Consider the following 17,084-nt stretch of genomic DNA (forward strand, 5'->3'; position numbering starts at 1 on the left):
GGCATGCTTACTAACAATTACTTATTGGAGATGTCATGATTGCTGTTGGACAAAAATTACCGAACGCTACTCTTTACGAATTTATGGATGAAGAGAGCGAGGGTTGCTCCTTAGGGCCAAATGCTTTTGAAGTAGAAAAAATGGCAGCTGGCAAAAAGATTGTGTTGTTTGCATTGCCTGGCGCTTTTACGCCAACTTGTTCTGCTAAGCATGTGCCTGGATATGTTGAGCGCTACGATGCTATTAAAGCAAAAGGTGTTGATGAGATTTGGTGCGTTTCTGTAAATGATCCATTTGTGATGGGTGCATGGGGACGTGATCAAAAAGTTGGTAAAAAAATCCGCATGTTAGGTGACGGTAGTGCCGAGTTCACCAAAAAGCTTGGTTTGGAGTTAGATTTAACTGCTCGTGGATTTGGTGTGCGTTCTGATCGTTATGCCATGATTATTGAAGATGGTGTAGTGAAGTCATTGGATCGCGAAGCTCCTGGCAAGTTTGAAGTTAGCGATGCCGCTTCAATTTTGAAAAAGCTGTAAATCGAATTATTTATATAACGAATATCCCCTGAATTTAGATAGCCACATATGATGAAGCAACGCACTATCGCCACTCCGGTAAAAACCGTGGGGATTGGCTTGCACTCTGGTCGCAAGGTGACGATTTCTATTAAGTCAGCACCAGTAAATTCAGGGGTTCAGTTTGTTAGGGTTGACACACCCGAGCAGTCGGTTGTTCCCGCAACGGCCTTAGCCGTTTGTGATACAAGACTAGCTTCTGTCATTCAGAAAGATGGCGTGCGTGTTTCCACTGTGGAGCACTTGCTATCAGCCTGCGCTGGTCTCGGTTTGGATAACTTATTAATTGAGTTGGATGGCGAAGAAGTCCCCATCATGGATGGTAGTGCCGCCTCATTTTTATTCTTAATTGAATCTGCAGGGATTGCTGAACAAGAGGCACCGCGTCAATTTGTAGTCATTAAAAAACCTGTAGAGGTTCGTGAGGGCGACAAGCTTGCGCGTCTAGAGCCCTTCTTTGGATTTAAGCTAGATTTCACAATTGACTTCAAGCATCCAGCTGTGGATAAAACGGGTCAACGGTTTGTAGTAGATTTTGCGGAACAAGCCTACCGCAGTGAGATTGGTCGTGCTCGCACATTTGGCTTTGCTCACGAAGTAGAGGCATTACGTGAAATGGGTTTAGCACGCGGTGGAAGTTTAGATAATGCGATTGTTTTAGATGAGCACCGCATCTTAAATAATGAAGAGCTTCGTTATGAAGATGAATTTGTGCGTCATAAAATTCTTGATGCAATCGGCGACTTGTACTTGATTGGTCATCCGATTGTTGGGGCTTATGTTGCCGAGAAGTCAGGTCATGCTCTCAATAACGCACTTTTACGTAAGCTTTTGGAAGACCCAAGCTCTTACGAAATCAGCGCTTTTGCTGAAAATAAGGCTCCGATAGCCTACTCTCAAGAAAGCCAACCCCTCTTTTTCTAGTGCAGCTGCAGTGCTCCGAAGATGTATTTACCTACTTCGGTTTGTTTTTAAGCAGCTTCTCGATGGAGGATCGCAAGCCTGAGTCTGGACCCAACTGCTCCAATAATGACTCCCAGGACTTTTTGGCCACTTCATTAAGTCCTTTTGGCTTTTCGCGCTGATTTTGGCGTGGCTTAACCTCCCAGGCGGGCGGAGCCGGTTTGACTCGCACTTTGATAGTCTTACAGTAAAGCCCAGATTTAGCTAACTCATTGATTAAGCTAGGTAATATTTGTTGTAGGCGAGTAGCAATGCTAGCGCTATTGACCAGTAAAAAAAGCTCATCTTGTGAGCCAGAATGCCATCCAGCCTCTATCTTTTGGCTCAAATGACCCAGGTCGAGCCTTGTCAGTGCTGAGTTCAGGGCTATCTTGAGTTTTGCTAAGTCCTCTGTTTTTGCCAAAATTCCGCCAAGTCCGTTGGATTCTCTTAGGTAATCCAACCAGTCTTGAGCCTTGTGCTTGCGGGATGGTTTAGGGGCAAAGTTCATAAAAAATGGGGTTGCGGGTGATAAACTCAAGGTCTTAATTTTCTTCAATATCCCATGGTAATCGGTCTTCTTAAAACCCTGGTCGGCAGTCGTAACGACCGCCTCTTAAAACAGTATCGCAAAGTCGTTGCCAAGGTCGGCGCTTTTGAGGCGAGCCTGCAATCTTTGGATGATGCTGCACTTGCTGCCAAAACTGCGGAATTCAGAGCTCGTCTGGCTGCGGGAGAGTCCTTGGACGACATTGCTGCGGAAGCCTTTGCAGTGGTGCGAGAGGCCAGTGTTCGCGTGATGAAGATGCGTCATTTTGATGCACAGATGCTTGGTGGTTTGGCTTTGCATCACGGCAAAATTGCCGAGATGGGTACCGGCGAAGGAAAAACCTTAACCGCTACTCTGCCGGTCTACTTAAATGCATTAACCGGCAAAGGTGTGCATGTTGTCACTGTGAATGATTATTTGGCACAGCGTGACGCTGAGTGGATGTCTAAGTTATATAACTTCTTGGGCATGAAGGTGGGCGTGAATTTATCCCAAATGGATCACACCACTAAGCAAGAAGCCTATGCTGCCGACATCACTTACGGTACCAATAACGAATTTGGTTTCGACTACTTGCGCGACAACATGGTTCAGGATTTGGGTCAGCGAGTTCAGCGTGGCTTAGCTTATGCAATCGTTGATGAGGTTGACTCCATTCTGATTGATGAAGCTCGTACACCATTAATCATTTCTGGTCAGGCGGAAGATCACACCGATCTTTACGTCAAGATTAATGCATTGCCTTCGCACTTGGAACGTCAAATTGGCGAAGAGAAGGCTGATGGCACTGGCGTTGAGAAGCCAGGTGACTACTGGGTTGATGAGAAGTCTCAACAGGTTTATTTGACTGAGCAAGGTCATGATAAGGCTGAGGCTGTATTGGTACAGTTGGGCGCACTCAATGATGGCGACTCGCTTTATGCGCCACAAAATATCACCTTGATGCATCACGTATATGCAGCTCTGCGTGCACATTCTCTTTATCACCGTGACCAGCATTACGTTGTACAGAATGGCGAAGTCATCATCGTGGATGAATTTACTGGCCGTTTAATGCAAGGCCGCCGCTGGTCTGATGGGCTGCATCAGGCAGTTGAAGCTAAAGAGAAGGTGCAGATTCAGAATGAGAATCAAACTTTAGCTACGATTACTTTCCAGAACTATTTCCGCATGTACGGTAAGTTGGCCGGTATGACTGGTACTGCTGATACTGAGGCATATGAATTTAAGGAGATCTACAACTTAGAAACAGTTGTAATTCCTCCAAATCGCATTAGCCAAAGAAAAGATAAGCAAGATCAGATCTACAAGTCTTCTCGTGAGCGCTATGATGCGGTCATTAAAGATATTCAAGATTGTTATGAGCGTGGCCAGCCCGTATTGGTCGGCACCACTTCAATTGAGAACTCCGAGTTAATTGCGCAACTGTTAGATCAGCGTAAGTTGCCACACCAAGTTTTGAATGCAAAACAGCATGCTCGCGAAGCTGAAATTATTGCCCAAGCTGGCCGTCCAAAAATGATCACGATCGCTACCAATATGGCGGGTCGGGGTACCGATATTGTCTTGGGTGGCAATGTGGGCAAGCAATCCTCTTTGATTGAAGCAGATAGTTCGCTTTCTGATGCGGAAAAAGCAGCCAAAATTAAGCAGTTGCAGGATGAGTGGCAGGGCATTCATGATCAAGTTCTAGCAGCGGGCGGTTTGCATATCATCGGCACAGAACGCCACGAGAGCCGTCGTATCGATAACCAGCTCAGAGGTCGCTCTGGTCGTCAGGGCGATCCGGGATCCTCTCGTTTCTACCTTTCTTTGGATGATGCGCTTCTGCGTATTTTTGCGGGCGATCGTTTGCGTGCCGTTATGGATCGCCTCAAGATGCCAGACGGTGAGCCGATTGAAGCTGGCATGGTGACTCGTTCGATCGAGTCTGCGCAGCGCAAGGTTGAAGGCCGTAACTTTGATATTCGCAAGCAATTGCTGGAGTATGACAACGTTGCTAATGACCAGCGTAAAGAAACCTATCGTCTCAGAAATGAAGTGCTGGAGAGTGCTGATATTGGGGACTTAATTGCCAATTTGCGCGAAGACGTTTTGCGCTCTGTTTGCTCAGTCTATGTTCCCTTGGAGTCTATGGAGGAGCAGTGGGACTTAGCCGGTTTAGAAAATGTACTTGCTAGCGAGTGGGGGCTTGTAATTGACCTAAGAAAATGGGTTGAGAATGCTCAGACTGTTGACGACGGAGAAATCGTTGAGCGTGTATTGCAGGCGGCAAAAGATGCCTATGATGCCAAGGTTGAGCTCTCTGGTCGCGAATCCTTTGCTAGTTTTGAGCGCTCAGTTCTCCTGTATAGCTTAGATAGTCATTGGCGTGAGCATTTAGCGGCCTTGGATCATTTGCGTCAAGGTATTCATTTGCGCGGATATGCGCAAAAAGATCCTAAGCAAGAGTATCGTCGTGAGGCATTCGAGCTTTATGGTGAATTGCTAAACGTCATTAAAAATGATGTTGTGAAAAGCATCATGACAGTCCAGATTCGAAGTGCAAGCGAGTTGGATCAAGCTTCTGAATCGATGAACGATGATTTGGCTAAGCTTTCTGAGGTTCAATATCAGCATGCTGATCCAGAGAGAGAAGTAGCTGGATCAACGGGTGATCGTGGTGCTGCGATTGATATTCAGCCGGCTCCTCTGCGCACAGGCCCAAAGGTTGGTCGTAATGATCCTTGTACTTGCGGCAGTGGTAAGAAGTATAAGAATTGTTGCGGTGCGTTATCGTAGGTTCAGTTTTAAAGAAATTGATGACGGGGGCCTTGAGCCCCCTTTCTTTTAGAAAGACACTCTAAATTTAGGGCTTTCCCTAGCTATCTACATGAATTGATTTCGAAGATTATCAGTGCTTATATGCAAAGAATTGCATTTATACGCAAAAGGAATCGGCATGCAAAAGTCCCTGCACATTAACGCAGACAAATGTACTGGATGTCTTCAGTGTGAAATGGCCTGTAGTTATGAGAACTACGGTGTTTTTAATACCTCTAAGTCAAGAATTAAGGTATTTGAGTTTCATTTGACTGGAAAAAAGGTTCCCTATACCTGTACTCAGTGTGCTGAAGCATGGTGTCTTCAAGCATGTCCAGTAGATGCGATTCGAGTAGATTTAGTTACTGGCGCCAAGGTGGTTTCAGAAGATACCTGTGTTGGATGCAAGGTCTGCACCATTTCCTGTCCTTTTGGAACTATTAATTATGTTCAAGAGACTGGCAAGGTGCAAAAGTGTGATTTATGTGGAGGTGATCCTGCTTGCGCTACAGCATGTCCAACGCAAGCGATTACCTATGTAGATGCAGATTGGACTGGTCTAGACAAGATGCGCGAATGGGCAGATAAGCTCGGCAATCAATCTGGCGCAAACTAATTAAGCATAGGAAAAAATATCATGTCATGGGCTGGAAAACTACTACGCGTTAATTTAAGCAAGGGAACTTGCCAATCTGAACCAATCAATATGCAGTGGGCCAAAGAGTATCTGGGTTCGCGCGGCCTGGCTTCGAAATATTTAGTCGAAGAGCTTGATCCCAAGGTAGATCCGCTATCTCCAGATAACAAGATTATCTGGGCAACAGGGCCCTTAACAGGAACTATGGCTTCAACTGGTGGACGCTATACCGTGGTAACTAAGGGTCCGTTGACCGGCGCAATTGCATGTTCAAACTCTGGTGGTTATTGGGGTGCTGAACTCAAGATGGCGGGCTGGGATATGGTAATTTTTGAGGGAAAGTCTCCAAAACCTGTTTACTTATTTATTGAGAATGATAGGGCGGAGTTAATTGACGCTACTGATCTTTGGGGTAAAACCGTTTGGGAAACTGAGCCAGCCATTAAATCGAAACATCAGGATCCGCAAATTAGGGTGTCCTGTATTGGTCGCGCTGGAGAAAATCAAGTGCTCTATGCAGCTGTTGTAAATGATTTACATAGAGCTGCCGGTAGATCAGGTGTAGGTGCGGTAATGGGAAGCAAGAACCTGAAGGCGATTGCTGTTAGAGGAACTCAGGGTGTGGGTAATATTCGGGATCCAAAAGCATTTATGGCGGCAACTTCAGCTGCCAAAGCAGTGTTGGCTGGAAATGCAGTGACTGGTCAAGGATTGCCAACCTATGGCACCCAAGTATTAATGAATGTGATTAACGAGGTTGGTGGATTGCCAACTCGAAATCACCAGGATGTTCAGTTTGATGGTGCTAAAGATATTTCTGCTGAAGCAATGGCTACCCCGCGTGCAAGCGATGGCAAAGCCCATTTAGTAACCAACCAAGCTTGCTTTGCCTGCACTATTGCATGCGGTCGAATTTCTAAGATTGATGAAACGCATTTCACTGTTGAAAACAAGCCGCAGTATTTTGGCGCAAGTGGGGGCTTGGAGTATGAAGCGGCCTGGGCACTTGGTGCGGCAAATGGAGTGAATGATCTTGAGGCATTGCAGTTTGCCAACATGCTGTGTAATGAAGATGGCTTTGATCCAATTTCATTCGGGGCTACAGTTGGCGCTGTCATGGAGCTTTATGAGATGGGCGTTTTAACGAAAGAGCAGCTCGGAATTGAGGCCCCGTTTGGTTCAGCAAAGGCGCTGAGTTATTTTGCTGAAATTACCGCTAACGGTATTGGGTTTGGTAAGGAACTTGGTCAAGGTTCAGCACGCCTTACTAAAAAGTATGGACATCCAGACCTGTCAATGAGCGTGAAGGGGCAAGAGTTCCCGGCTTATGACGGTCGTGTAATTCAAGGAATTGGTTTGGCATATGCCACATCTAATCGAGGTGCTTGTCACTTGCGTGGTTACACCATTGCCTCTGAAGTATTGGGTATTCCAGTGAAAACAGAGCCTGCTGATACGCAAGGCAAGCCTGAATTAGTGAAGGCTTTCCAAGATGCCACTGCTGCGTTTGATTCTGCCGGTATTTGCATCTTTACGAGTTTTGCTTGGACACTTGCGGACGTAGCTCCTCAATTGCAAGCCGCCTGTGGCGATGAATTTACTGTGGAAAATTTAACTACCATTGGTGAGCGTATCTGGAATATGGAGCGTGACTTTAATAATCGCGCTGGCTTTACGAGTAAAGACGATAAGTTGCCAAAACGTTTAATGACAGAAGCGGCAAAGACGGGTCCTGGCAAAGGAACGGTCAGTGGACTAGATACTATGCTACCGGAGTACTACAAGATTCGCGGTTGGGATAAAGAAGGTCGCCCAAGTGAAGAAACTTTAAAACGCTTAGGACTTTGATTCGCCCCATGAAGCATGTCATTTTAGGTAATGGCCCAGCTGGAGTCATTGCTGCGGAAACACTCAGAAAGCGTTCGCCTGATGATGAAATTGTCATGATCGGATGCGAGGATGCGCCTCCCTATTCTCGTATGGCTATTCCCTATTTATTAATGGGCAATATTCAAGAGTCTGGTACGTATTTGCGAAAAGAACCAGATTATTTTGAAAAATTAAAAATACAGCAGATACGTGGCAAGGCTGTTTCCTTGGATCCAAAGGCTAAAAAACTGGCACTTGAAGGTGGGGGTGGTCAGATCGAATACGATAAATTGCTGATTGCAACAGGCTCAGTACCTGTGCGGCCTCCAATTCCAGGCATTGAACTTCCAGGCGTTCATTTTTGTTGGACTCTAGAGGATGCTCGTAGCATCACCAAATTGGCAAAGCCAGGTTCACGTGTTTTACAAATGGGCGCAGGTTTTATTGGTTGCATTATTTTAGAGGCTCTAGCCAGCAGAAAAGTTGAGCTCACTGTCGTCGAGATGGGTGATCGTATGGTTCCGAGAATGATGACCCCCGTAGCTGGCGGCATGATTAAAAAATGGGTTGAGCAAAAAGGTGTTCAGGTTTACACGGAAACCAAGGTTGAGGGTATCGCTCAGACCAGCAATGGATTAAGTGTCAAACTTTCCAATGGAAAATCTTTGGAGGTTGACTTAGTAATTTCTGCGACTGGCGTAAAGCCTAATATTGAGTATCTGAATTCTTCTGGCCTTGCACTTGAGGTTGGTGTACTAGTAGATGACTGTATGCGGACTTCTCATTCGGATATTTATGCTGCTGGCGACGTTACTGAAAGTATTGATTTTTCGACGGGCCATAGAATCGTAAATGCCATTCAGCCAAATGCAGTCGAGCAAGCCAGAATTGCTGCGATCAATATGTCTGGCGGTCAAACCCAAAGCTTGGGCGCTCTACAAATCAACATATTAGATACGCTGGGATTGATCTCTACTTCTTTTGGCCTTTGGTCAGGCGCTAAAGGCGGGGATTATGTTGAGGATATTGATTTAGATCGTTATAAATATTTGCGACTTGAATTCTTGGGCGATGTATTGGTGGGCGCCACCTGCGTAGGTAATACAGAGCACATAGGTGTATTGAGGGGGTTGATTCAAGGGAAAGTTGCTTTAGGAAAGTGGAAAAAGACTTTATTGGAAGAGCCCACCAAGGCAACGGAGGCTTATTTAGCTCAAGGTCAAGCGCAATCGACTTGGATGAATTAAGCTTGAGATATGCAAATTACCCTCAAGCTGTTTGCTAGTCTAGCAAACTACTTACCCTCCAATAAGAAAAATGGCATAGAAGCAGATATTGAAGTTGCTGAAGGTAGCACTATTGGCGACATGATTGTGCGCTTTAATATCCCCAGCAAATCAGCTCACTTGGTAATGGTAAATGGGGTGTACATTAAGCCAGACCAGCGCGATGAGCATGTCCTCAAGGAAAATGACGCTTTAGCCATCTGCCCGCCTGTTGCTGGGGGTTAATTTGTTGCCGCAAAATGGCTGAAGTGACCAGGGAGATGGGGTGCTCCATTGATGACTTGGTGCGCTGGCTACCTATGGCAATGAGAAATTTTGATGCCCAAACCAGTCTTTATGTTGATGGTATTGAGTTGCGTCACTCAGAAAGCCCTTTAATAGAGATTGTGGGGGTCACTAGGCCTCCACGCAAAATAGCCCTCTTATCCATTCCAGTATTAAGTTTAAAGTTCATATTTGCTAAAAATTTAGACTCATTAGAGTGTGAGCGCATCATGGAGCGTTTTGATCTTTATACTCGTAGAGGTGGGGGTTAGCTTAAAACCCACTCCAAATTTATTTACAGAGTTTTAATATGACAGTTAATCTACCCCTCCCCCAAAAATCCGATCTCAAGCCTGTTAAAGGTTTTGAAATGGGCATCGCTGAAGCTGGAATTAAGAAAGCAAATCGCAAAGATTTATTGGTGATGAAGCTAGCCCCTGGTTCTCAGGTGGCCGGTGTATTTACTTTAAATCGTTTTTGCGCTGCACCTGTGCAAGTTTGCCGCGAACATTTGGCGCAAGAAGGTCGTAATGGGGAAATTCGAGCCCTTGTTGTGAATACAGGGAACGCCAATGCTGGTACAGGTGAGCCAGGTATGAAGCATGCCTTAGAAACCTGTGCAGCTTTGGCAAAAGATCTCAAGATCAATCCAGAGCAGATTTTGCCGTTTTCAACAGGCGTGATTTTGGAGCCGCTTCCGATCGAGAAGATTATTTCTGCCTTACCAAAAGCTGTAGCAAATTTAGGGGAAGATAATTGGTTTGATGCAGCTGAAGCCATCATGACTACCGATACTCAGCCTAAAGCGACATCTGTTACTGTTGAAACACCTGGCGGTGCAGTCACTATCACTGGCATCTGTAAAGGCGCAGGCATGATTCATCCCAATATGGCAACCATGTTGGGCTTTATCGCAACTGATGCTGGATTTGCTCCAGGCCTCTTGGGTAATCTCACTCGCGAAATCGCCGATCTCTCATTCAATGCCATCACCATTGACGGTGATACATCGACTAATGATTCTTTCATCATCATGGCGACGGGTCAGTCGTCGGTACAAATTCAATCTGTGGATGACCCTAGTTATGCAATCTTGAAAGATGCATTAATTTCATTAGCTCGTAAGCTGGCGCAAATGATCGTGCGTGATGGCGAGGGAGCTACTAAATTCATGACTATTGAAGTGGTTGGTGGCAAGACGGCTGAGGAGTGTCGTTTGGTGGCTAAGGCTGTTGCGCATTCACCTTTGGTAAAAACCGCCTTCTTCGCCAGCGACCCCAATCTGGGCCGTATTCTTGCCGCTATTGGTTATGCGGGTATTGCTGATTTAGACGTGAACCGCGTACAGATGTGGCTTGGCGACGTTTGGGTTGCAAAAAATGGGGGGCGCAATCCCGATTATCAAGAGGCTGATGGCCAGCGTGTTATGCAGGCTCCAGAAATTACCGTCAAGATTGACTTAGGCCGTGGCAGTGCTTCACAAACCATGTGGACATGTGACTTATCTCATGACTATGTATCTATTAATGCAGACTATCGCTCATAAAAGACAGTTAGAAATATGAATGAAAAATTAGATCGTCTTTTAGACCATCTTGATACTTTTTTACCCAAACCTCTAACGGAGGAGCAGTGGAAATCTTCCACTGCATTTAGATGGCGTCGGCGCGATAGTATTTTTGGCAGTATTGGTTTTTTACAACCAGTGAAGCACGTCTCTGACATCACCTTCGAAGATCTGCAGAATATCGACCGTCAGCGTGATGCGATACGCGATAACACGAAAAACTTTATTCAAAAAAAGCCAGCCAATAATATTTTGCTTACTGGGGCAAGAGGCACTGGAAAATCCTCCCTTATCAAGGCAAGTTTGCATGAATTTGCTAGCCAAGGCCTACGCCTGGTTGAGGTTGAAAAGGAGCATTTGGCTGATTTGGCTGACATCACCGATTTACTGGCTGAGCGACCAGAGCGCTTCATCATTTTTTGTGACGATTTATCGTTTGAGGACGGTGAATCCGGATACAAGGCCATGAAATCGGCTTTAGATGGCTCAGTATCTGCTCAGGTGGACAATATTTTGATTTACGCCACCTCAAATCGCCGTCATTTGCTGCCTGAGTACATGAAAGATAACGAAGGTTATACACATAGTGATGATGGTGAAATTCATCCTGGCGAAGTGGTAGAGGAGAAGATTTCTTTATCAGAACGTTTTGGGCTCTGGTTATCTTTCTATCCGCCAAAGCAGGATGAGTATTTGGCGATCGTGGCACATTGGTTACAGCATTTTGGTTTGAGTGCCGCACAAATTGATGCAGCACGTTCAGAAGCTTTAGTTTGGGCTTTGGAGCGTGGCTCACGTTCAGGGCGCGTTGCTTGGCAATTTGCTAAGCATTGGGCTGGATCAAAAAACTAAGTCATTGCATTCATGAATGAAATTAAGCGCCCGGTGACTGAAGTGGCTGCTGGCATATTGCTTGATGATCAAGGTCGCTATCTCTTAGGGCAAAGACCCGATGGCAAACCCTATGCGGGCTACTGGGAAGTGCCCGGTGGAAAAATCGAAAAAGGGGAAACCGTTTTCGAAGCGCTTAAGCGTGAATTACAAGAAGAACTTGGTATAGAAATTCTATCTAGCGAAGAACTGACTGTTCTAGAGCATGACTATCCGCATGCCTATGTGCGCTTGCATGTCAGCATCATTCGCGCCTGGAAGGGTGATCCCATGGGTTGTGAGAATCAAGCTTTATCGTGGGAGTTGCTCGCTGCTGAAAAGCCAAGTGTTGAGCCGTTATTGCCGGCCGCCTGGCCAATGCTAGAAAGGCTTAGAAGCCTTTTAACTTAAAGTTGACAGAGGGTTATTTTGAATGGCACATCGGCATTTACCAACTGTGCTTTTTTGTCTCGCTCGGACTTTAAAAAGCGCACGGAGAGTAAATATTTATTGGCGCTAATCTCTGAGAATAAAGTATCGTCTTCAACGGCAATGCGCATTAACTGATACACCTTGCCAGAGGGTGCTTGCTGAAATGAACCATTGTGCGCAATGACATCTTTTGCTTCGCCTGATTGACGAAGTAAGCGTAAAAATAATTGACATGCTTCTTGCCATGGCAAGAGCGGACCAATGTATTTTTCAAGTAATTCACGACGCTCGAGTGTGGGGCTATTTTTCCATGCATGGTAGCTTGGTAAATCAATCGGGCTAGTGCCGCCTGGAATATTTAATCGAGTACGAATGGCATTTAACCATTCACTTTCGGTAATGACTGAGTTGGGTCTACCTGCAGAATGATTGATGCTGCTAGCAACGGCATCAATCTCAGATAGCGTTTGTGCGAGTGCCTCTTGATCCACTTTTTGTGACGATTTTAAGCCATTGAGTGCGTATTTTTGACGTTCAAACTCTTTGAGTAAGAGGGACTTGATATCACCACGTGCACCAATATCCCCCAGATCGAACAAAATAGAGATGGCATTGTGATGTAACTCAGGATCATCAGAGCGAACAAAGTGATTGAAGCGGGCGAACAAATACTCCAGTCGAAGCATGCTTCGAACTAATTCATTGAAGGGGTATTCGTAGACAATCACAAGCCCATATTCTATGACGAACTGGTGCGATCTTTCTCAATCTGCAGGATTTTTTGGTGCAACTCCAAAACCTGAGTCTGTAAGTAGTCCAAACTGCCTTGATTTTCAATCACCATATCCGCATGGGCAATGCGCTCCTGCCGACTGGCTTGTGCACCAAGAATTCTCTCGACTTCATTTCGAGGCAATTTGCTGCGGTGCACCACTCTCTCAATCTGGGTCTCTTCCGAACAGTCGACCACTACGAGGTAATCCAGTAGGGATAACCAATTTCCAGATTCGATTAGTAAGGGCACCACAAAAACAAGGTAAGGCACCTTTTCTTCTATTAGCTTCTTGGCTTGCCGAACTGTTTCTTCCCGAATGAGGGGGTGGGTAATCGTCTCTAGGGATTTTCTTGCCTCGGGGTTGGCAAATACTAGACTACGCATCTTTACTCTATCAAGCGCCCCGCTGGAGTCAATAAAGTCGGACCCAAACTGTTTTTCTATGAAGGGGATTGCTGCCCCGTTTGGAGCGGTAATCTGATGGGCGATGAGATCGGTGTCTACTACGCCTGCACCCAATTGAGCCAGCTGATCGCTGACGGCTGTTTTTCCTGAGCCAATGCCACCGGTAAGACCAACAAAGGGCACATGCCCTTTTAGGATGCCTAAGCTAGCTTGCTGAGCAGAAGGGTTTGTAGAGTCTGAGGCCATAACAACTCAATGATGCCAGCAAAGGCAAGAAAAGGGCCAAATGGAAATGCAGAGTGATGACTTTGTTTATTCCATTGCAGCCAAATAAAACCCCCTATCAATCCAGATAGGGATGCTATGAGCAGAATGCTGGGTAAGCTATACCAGCCAAACCAGGCGCCTAATGCTGCTAGTAACTTGGCATCTCCCATGCCAACTCCATCTTGCTTTTTAACTAGACGATACAGAAGGTTGAGAAGCCGAAGAGCGGAGTAGCCTAAGGCTGCCCCGATAACGGAGTCCTGAAAGGAGATAAACCCCAGCTTAGAAAAACCACTAAACATGAGGCCGGACAGAATGAGGGGGTATGTGATGACATCGGGCAATCGAAAGGTGCGCAAATCAATGTAGGCCAAATACATTAGGGTCAATATCAGGCATATTTGAACCCAGTCGAGCAAAGCAAGATTACCCATTAAACAATCTGTCCTAAGTTAAAGATGGGAAGATACAAGATTATGACTAGACTGCCGATTACTAGTCCAACAATCATAATTAATAAAGGTTCTAGGCTTTGACTTAAGGTATTTAATCGACTACTTAATTGAGAGCCCAATACTAATGCGCGCCTTTCTAGCATTTCAGGGAGTGCGCCACTTTCTGATGCGATTCGTAATAGCTGTAATGTTTCTAGATCAAACAGTTTGTACCTGGGATCTGCTTTTGTTATTGCATCGCCAAGTGGCCAGCCGCGGGTCAAGTGTTTAAATATCTCTGCACTGCAATCATGGCTCAGCCAATGGTTGGATGATTGTGCAGTGACTCTGAGCGCATCCGGAAGAGGTAGGCCAGATTTAAGAAGATGACCTAGCGTTCGACACCAGTAGGTAAGCGTTGCTAATCGCAGTAGCTGACCAATCATCGGTATAGAGAAGCTCAAGCGATCGCAATATTTTTGTAGTCTGGGCAGCTTTATCCACGCAAGACCAAAGATAGCAATGCAGCCAGCTAGACTTATGGCAATAGCAATATAAAACTCTTCAAACCAAGATGATGCTTGAATTAATAGCTTTGTGGGAGCTGGTAACTCTGCTTGAAAATGTGCAAAAACATCCTTAAACACTGGTACAACCCAAATCATCATGACTAGCACTAAAACGCATGAGCTCCCTAGGGTGATGATGGGGTAGCTTAGCGCTTGTTGAATTTTGCGACGCAATTCAATCTGGGCCTCAAGTTGTTGACAAATCGTTTTCAGTGCCAAATTAAAATCGCCAGTTCTTTCGCTAACGCAAATAAGGTTAGTGAACTCCATTGAGAATGTACTTTTTTGCTCTCTTAGGCATTGAGAAAGGCTCTCGCCTTTTTTAAGTCGTATACAGATGCTATTCAACCAAGGATGCCAAGCTTTTGGAGCACTTGAGTAAATTAACTCAATCGCATTTAGAAGGGGAAGACCAGCCTCTATCAGCGTTAAGAGTTGCTCAGCAAAATGGAGTTGTTCCTGCTTACTTAATGCCATGTGCCTACTTCTGCATCTAAATCTGTTGGATTAATAAGCCCCGCATGTATGTGAAGTAATCCTGCGTCTCGCATGCTCATAGGCGAATGGGACGGGTTGAATAAATGATCTTTATTCAACACCTCATGAACACCAATGCGCCCAAAACATCTACTGCCTTTGCACGCTGAACATTGAGACCCAGCTACTGCATTTTGTCCGATACATTTAGAGCAAACCTTCCGAACTAAGCGTTGAGAGCTAACACTTAAGAGGCATGACTCGAGAGATTCCTGATCGATCCCTAAATTTTTAAGTCTGGGAACTGCACCATAAGCATTTCGAGTATGCAAGGTGCTGAGAACGAGATGTCCAGTTTGTGCCGCCTGAATGGCGAGCTGAGCGGTGGCGCTATCTCGTATTTCTCCAATCATGATGACATCGGGGTCCTGTCGAAGTAGGGCGCGGATGATGGTCGGAAAATCTAATCCAGCCCTTGGGTGATAGGCCACCTGGTTCACTCCTGCAAGACGAATTTCAATGGGGTCCTCGATAGAGCAAAGGTTGCGATGGTCCTGATTGAGTTGACGCAGGCAGCTATAAAGCGTCCGAGTCTTGCCACTTCCTGTTGGTCCTGTAACCAAGATAAGACCGCTGGATTGGGATAGAGCTTGTTGAAATACCTCTAGCTGCTCTGGGTGAAGGCCAAGCTCCTGAAGATCAAGATCATTAACACAACTTGGCAAGATGCGAATAACCGCTTTTTCTCCATGAAGGGTTGGCAAAATTGAAATGCGGCAATCGATATTAGGTTTGCAGAAGTCATGGCCAATGCAAAGCCGTCCGTCTTGTGGAAGGCGTTTCTCTGCAATATCCAAGCGTGCAAGAATTTTGATGCGCGTGATGAGACGATCATGCAATTCAATTGGGTAATGCGATTGCACTTGCAAAAGACCATCCACCCGAATGCGGGTGACTGTGGCTAATGGCCCAGCTTCTATGTGAATATCGCTCGCTCTGGCATCTAAAGCATGAGCGGCGATTTCATACCAAGTGCGAATGATTAGCGAGTCATCGGTGACAACGCTCAATCTTGTTCTTGACTTAGGGTGGCAGGGCGATAGAGTTTTACAGTTTTAACGCCTTGCTCATCAAATTGAATGATTTCCATCACGATACCGGCAATACGAATGCTGACATCATGATCCGGAATCGCCTCGAGTTTTTCCAGGATGAGCCCGTTCAATGTGCGTGGACCATCTAATGGAAGATTGAGATTGAGGAGGCGATTCAAATCTCGCAACGACGCACTACCTGTTGCAAGATAGGTGCCATCAGCAAGCCAGCGAGGGTCGGTTGAGAGGTTGGAGAAAGAGGTGGTGAATTCTCCAATGAGCTCTTCAACAATATCCTCAAAGGTCACTAAGCCGAGAACTTCGCCATATTCATTTACAACCAAACTTAAGCGTTGTTGGTTATCTTGAAAAAATTGCATTTGCTGCAAAACCGGTGTGCCACTTGGAATGAAATAAGGTTCATTGACTAGAGATCTAAAGTCTTCATGCTTTAGGTCGGTGTCACCCAATAAAGATAAGGCCTTCTTGACAGACAGAATGCCGATGATGCGTTCAGAGTCGCCGTCACAAACCGGTAATTTATTGTGATAGCAAGTTTCTAATTGCTGCACCACCTCATCAATTGGCCTTGAAAGATCGAGAACCTCAATCTTAGATCTTGGTGTCATGACATCATCGACCGTAATATTTTCTAGGTTGAAAAGATTCAGGAGAATATTGCGATGATGATTAGAGGCAAAGCGATTCGATTCCAGCACTAGACTGCGCAACTCTTCTTTGCTCATGGCCCTGCTATCAGAAGAGGATTGCAGGCCAGATACTTTCATCAGACCAGAGACGAAGTTATTGATAAACCACAGTAGTGGCTTGAGTAGGAAGGTCAGGGGCAAAATGAACCAACCGACATTAGAGGCGATTTTTTCTGGGAATGCCGCACCAATGACCTTGGGGGTTATTTCGCTAAAGATGATGATGAGAAGCGCTACTACCAAAGTGGCAATAGAAAGTACTAGACCACTGTCGCCAAATAGATGCAGGGCAATACCCGTGACGAGGATAGGTAAAACGGTATTGATCAAATTATTGGAAATTAATAACACCGATAACAAGGAGTCAATTCGTTTTAAAAGTCTTTCAGCTAGCGCCGCACCAGCATTCCCGCTATTGGCCATAGCTCGTAAACGATGGCGATTGGAAGACAGCATGCTGGTCTCCGCCATCGAGAAAAAGCCTGAAAGTGCCAGTAAAAATAGGACTAGAGCAACTTGACCGTAAAAGGGCCAATCGTCAAAAAAGTTGTCCATGAGG

18 protein-coding genes are annotated in these 17,084 nt (G+C 45.6%); 11 read left to right on the plus strand and 7 right to left on the minus strand.

What is annotated here, in order from left to right:
• The first annotated feature begins 35 nt into the window (after window positions 1-35).
• Window positions 36-536, plus strand: coding sequence for a peroxiredoxin (locus ICV36_RS00955; protein ID WP_215400691.1), 501 nt, complete (start codon window positions 36-38; stop codon window positions 534-536).
• Between the two features lie 48 nt (window positions 537-584).
• Window positions 585-1,499, plus strand: a complete 915-nt coding sequence (gene lpxC / locus ICV36_RS00960) for a UDP-3-O-acyl-N-acetylglucosamine deacetylase (protein WP_215400692.1) — start codon at window positions 585-587, stop codon at window positions 1,497-1,499.
• Between the two features lie 31 nt (window positions 1,500-1,530).
• On the opposite strand, the gene ICV36_RS00965 is transcribed toward lpxC, so the two are convergent.
• The gene (locus ICV36_RS00965) at window positions 1,531-2,058 is read right to left on the minus strand and encodes a hypothetical protein (protein WP_251375036.1); all 528 of its coding nucleotides are present in this window, start codon (window positions 2,056-2,058) and stop codon (window positions 1,531-1,533) included.
• A gap of 24 nt (window positions 2,059-2,082) precedes the next feature.
• On the opposite strand from ICV36_RS00965, the gene secA reads away from it, so the two are divergent.
• The 9 genes from secA (at window position 2,083) to ICV36_RS01010 (ending at window position 11,773) form a co-directional block, all read left to right on the plus strand.
• A complete protein-coding gene (gene secA, locus ICV36_RS00970; protein WP_215400693.1) occupies window positions 2,083-4,848 on the plus strand; it encodes a preprotein translocase subunit SecA in 2,766 nt (921 codons plus the stop codon).
• Window positions 4,849-5,008: 160 nt separating this feature from the next.
• The gene (locus ICV36_RS00975; protein WP_215400695.1) at window positions 5,009-5,485 is read left to right on the plus strand and encodes a 4Fe-4S dicluster domain-containing protein; all 477 of its coding nucleotides are present in this window, start codon (window positions 5,009-5,011) and stop codon (window positions 5,483-5,485) included.
• A gap of 21 nt (window positions 5,486-5,506) precedes the next feature.
• Window positions 5,507-7,354, plus strand: coding sequence for an aldehyde ferredoxin oxidoreductase family protein (locus ICV36_RS00980; protein WP_215400696.1), 1,848 nt, complete (start codon window positions 5,507-5,509; stop codon window positions 7,352-7,354).
• An 8-nt stretch (window positions 7,355-7,362) separates the two neighbouring features.
• Window positions 7,363-8,622, plus strand: a complete 1,260-nt coding sequence (locus ICV36_RS00985; protein WP_215400697.1) for an NAD(P)/FAD-dependent oxidoreductase — start codon at window positions 7,363-7,365, stop codon at window positions 8,620-8,622.
• 9 nt (window positions 8,623-8,631) lie between these two features.
• Window positions 8,632-8,886 (plus strand): MoaD/ThiS family protein, encoded by a 255-nt coding sequence (locus ICV36_RS00990; RefSeq protein ID WP_215400698.1) that lies wholly within the window; start codon window positions 8,632-8,634, stop codon window positions 8,884-8,886.
• Between the two features lie 14 nt (window positions 8,887-8,900).
• Window positions 8,901-9,197, plus strand: coding sequence for a hypothetical protein (locus ICV36_RS00995; protein ID WP_215400699.1), 297 nt, complete (start codon window positions 8,901-8,903; stop codon window positions 9,195-9,197).
• Between the two features lie 38 nt (window positions 9,198-9,235).
• Window positions 9,236-10,471, plus strand: a complete 1,236-nt coding sequence (argJ, locus tag ICV36_RS01000) for a bifunctional glutamate N-acetyltransferase/amino-acid acetyltransferase ArgJ (protein WP_215400701.1) — start codon at window positions 9,236-9,238, stop codon at window positions 10,469-10,471.
• Window positions 10,472-10,486: 15 nt separating this feature from the next.
• Entirely contained in the window at window positions 10,487-11,344 is an 858-nt protein-coding gene (locus tag ICV36_RS01005; RefSeq protein WP_215400702.1) for an ATP-binding protein, read from the plus strand.
• 12 nt (window positions 11,345-11,356) lie between these two features.
• A complete protein-coding gene (locus tag ICV36_RS01010; protein ID WP_215400703.1) occupies window positions 11,357-11,773 on the plus strand; it encodes an NUDIX domain-containing protein in 417 nt (138 codons plus the stop codon).
• On the opposite strand, the gene zapD is transcribed toward ICV36_RS01010, so the two are convergent.
• The 6 genes from zapD to ICV36_RS01040 are packed head-to-tail and all read right to left on the minus strand — an operon-like array spanning window position 11,770 to window position 17,080.
• Window positions 11,770-12,522, minus strand: a complete 753-nt coding sequence (gene zapD, locus ICV36_RS01015; protein WP_215400704.1) for a cell division protein ZapD — start codon at window positions 12,520-12,522, stop codon at window positions 11,770-11,772. The genes ICV36_RS01010 and zapD overlap by 4 nt on opposite strands.
• Window positions 12,523-12,533: 11 nt before the next feature.
• Window positions 12,534-13,220 carry a dephospho-CoA kinase gene (gene coaE / locus ICV36_RS01020; RefSeq protein WP_371743205.1) on the minus strand — a complete coding sequence of 229 codons (687 nt, stop codon included), beginning with the start codon at window positions 13,218-13,220 and terminating at the stop codon, window positions 12,534-12,536.
• A complete protein-coding gene (locus tag ICV36_RS01025) occupies window positions 13,175-13,675 on the minus strand; it encodes an A24 family peptidase (RefSeq protein ID WP_215400705.1) in 501 nt (166 codons plus the stop codon). Before ICV36_RS01025 ends, coaE begins: the two co-directional genes overlap by 46 nt.
• A complete protein-coding gene (locus ICV36_RS01030) occupies window positions 13,675-14,721 on the minus strand; it encodes a type II secretion system F family protein (RefSeq protein WP_215400707.1) in 1,047 nt (348 codons plus the stop codon). Before ICV36_RS01030 ends, ICV36_RS01025 begins: the two co-directional genes overlap by 1 nt.
• Complete coding sequence (locus ICV36_RS01035) at window positions 14,712-15,791, minus strand: GspE/PulE family protein (RefSeq protein ID WP_215400708.1); 1,080 nt, start codon at window positions 15,789-15,791, stop codon at window positions 14,712-14,714. Before ICV36_RS01035 ends, ICV36_RS01030 begins: the two co-directional genes overlap by 10 nt.
• On the minus strand, window positions 15,788-17,080 hold the full coding sequence (locus tag ICV36_RS01040) for an HlyC/CorC family transporter (protein WP_215400711.1): 1,293 nt from the start codon (window positions 17,078-17,080) through the stop codon (window positions 15,788-15,790). The genes ICV36_RS01035 and ICV36_RS01040 overlap by 4 nt, the downstream gene beginning before the upstream one ends.
• Window positions 17,081-17,084 lie beyond the last annotated feature (4 nt).

Origin of the sequence: Polynucleobacter sp. MWH-UH35A (assembly GCF_018687075.1) — a bacterium.
In the GTDB taxonomy this organism is placed as follows: Bacteria; Pseudomonadota; Gammaproteobacteria; order Burkholderiales; family Burkholderiaceae; genus Polynucleobacter.

What these genes read in the sequence shown, in the direction of transcription:
- ICV36_RS00955 (WP_215400691.1), top strand. Translation starts at nt 36, where the DNA reads ATGATTGCTGTTGGACAAAAATTACCGAACGCTACTCTTTACGAATTT.
- lpxC (WP_215400692.1), top strand. Translation starts at nt 585, where the DNA reads ATGATGAAGCAACGCACTATCGCCACTCCGGTAAAAACCGTGGGGATT.
- secA (WP_215400693.1), top strand. Translation starts at nt 2,083, where the DNA reads ATGGTAATCGGTCTTCTTAAAACCCTGGTCGGCAGTCGTAACGACCGC.
- ICV36_RS00975 (WP_215400695.1), top strand. Translation starts at nt 5,009, where the DNA reads ATGCAAAAGTCCCTGCACATTAACGCAGACAAATGTACTGGATGTCTT.
- ICV36_RS00980 (WP_215400696.1), top strand. Translation starts at nt 5,507, where the DNA reads ATGTCATGGGCTGGAAAACTACTACGCGTTAATTTAAGCAAGGGAACT.
- ICV36_RS00985 (WP_215400697.1), top strand. Translation starts at nt 7,363, where the DNA reads ATGAAGCATGTCATTTTAGGTAATGGCCCAGCTGGAGTCATTGCTGCG.
- ICV36_RS00990 (WP_215400698.1), top strand. Translation starts at nt 8,632, where the DNA reads ATGCAAATTACCCTCAAGCTGTTTGCTAGTCTAGCAAACTACTTACCC.
- ICV36_RS00995 (WP_215400699.1), top strand. Translation starts at nt 8,901, where the DNA reads ATGGCTGAAGTGACCAGGGAGATGGGGTGCTCCATTGATGACTTGGTG.
- argJ (WP_215400701.1), top strand. Translation starts at nt 9,236, where the DNA reads ATGACAGTTAATCTACCCCTCCCCCAAAAATCCGATCTCAAGCCTGTT.
- ICV36_RS01005 (WP_215400702.1), top strand. Translation starts at nt 10,487, where the DNA reads ATGAATGAAAAATTAGATCGTCTTTTAGACCATCTTGATACTTTTTTA.
- ICV36_RS01010 (WP_215400703.1), top strand. Translation starts at nt 11,357, where the DNA reads ATGAATGAAATTAAGCGCCCGGTGACTGAAGTGGCTGCTGGCATATTG.
- coaE (WP_371743205.1), bottom strand. Translation starts at nt 13,220, where the DNA reads ATGGCCTCAGACTCTACAAACCCTTCTGCTCAGCAAGCTAGCTTAGGC.
- ICV36_RS01025 (WP_215400705.1), bottom strand. Translation starts at nt 13,675, where the DNA reads ATGGGTAATCTTGCTTTGCTCGACTGGGTTCAAATATGCCTGATATTG.
- ICV36_RS01030 (WP_215400707.1), bottom strand. Translation starts at nt 14,721, where the DNA reads ATGGCATTAAGTAAGCAGGAACAACTCCATTTTGCTGAGCAACTCTTA.
- ICV36_RS01040 (WP_215400711.1), bottom strand. Translation starts at nt 17,080, where the DNA reads ATGGACAACTTTTTTGACGATTGGCCCTTTTACGGTCAAGTTGCTCTA.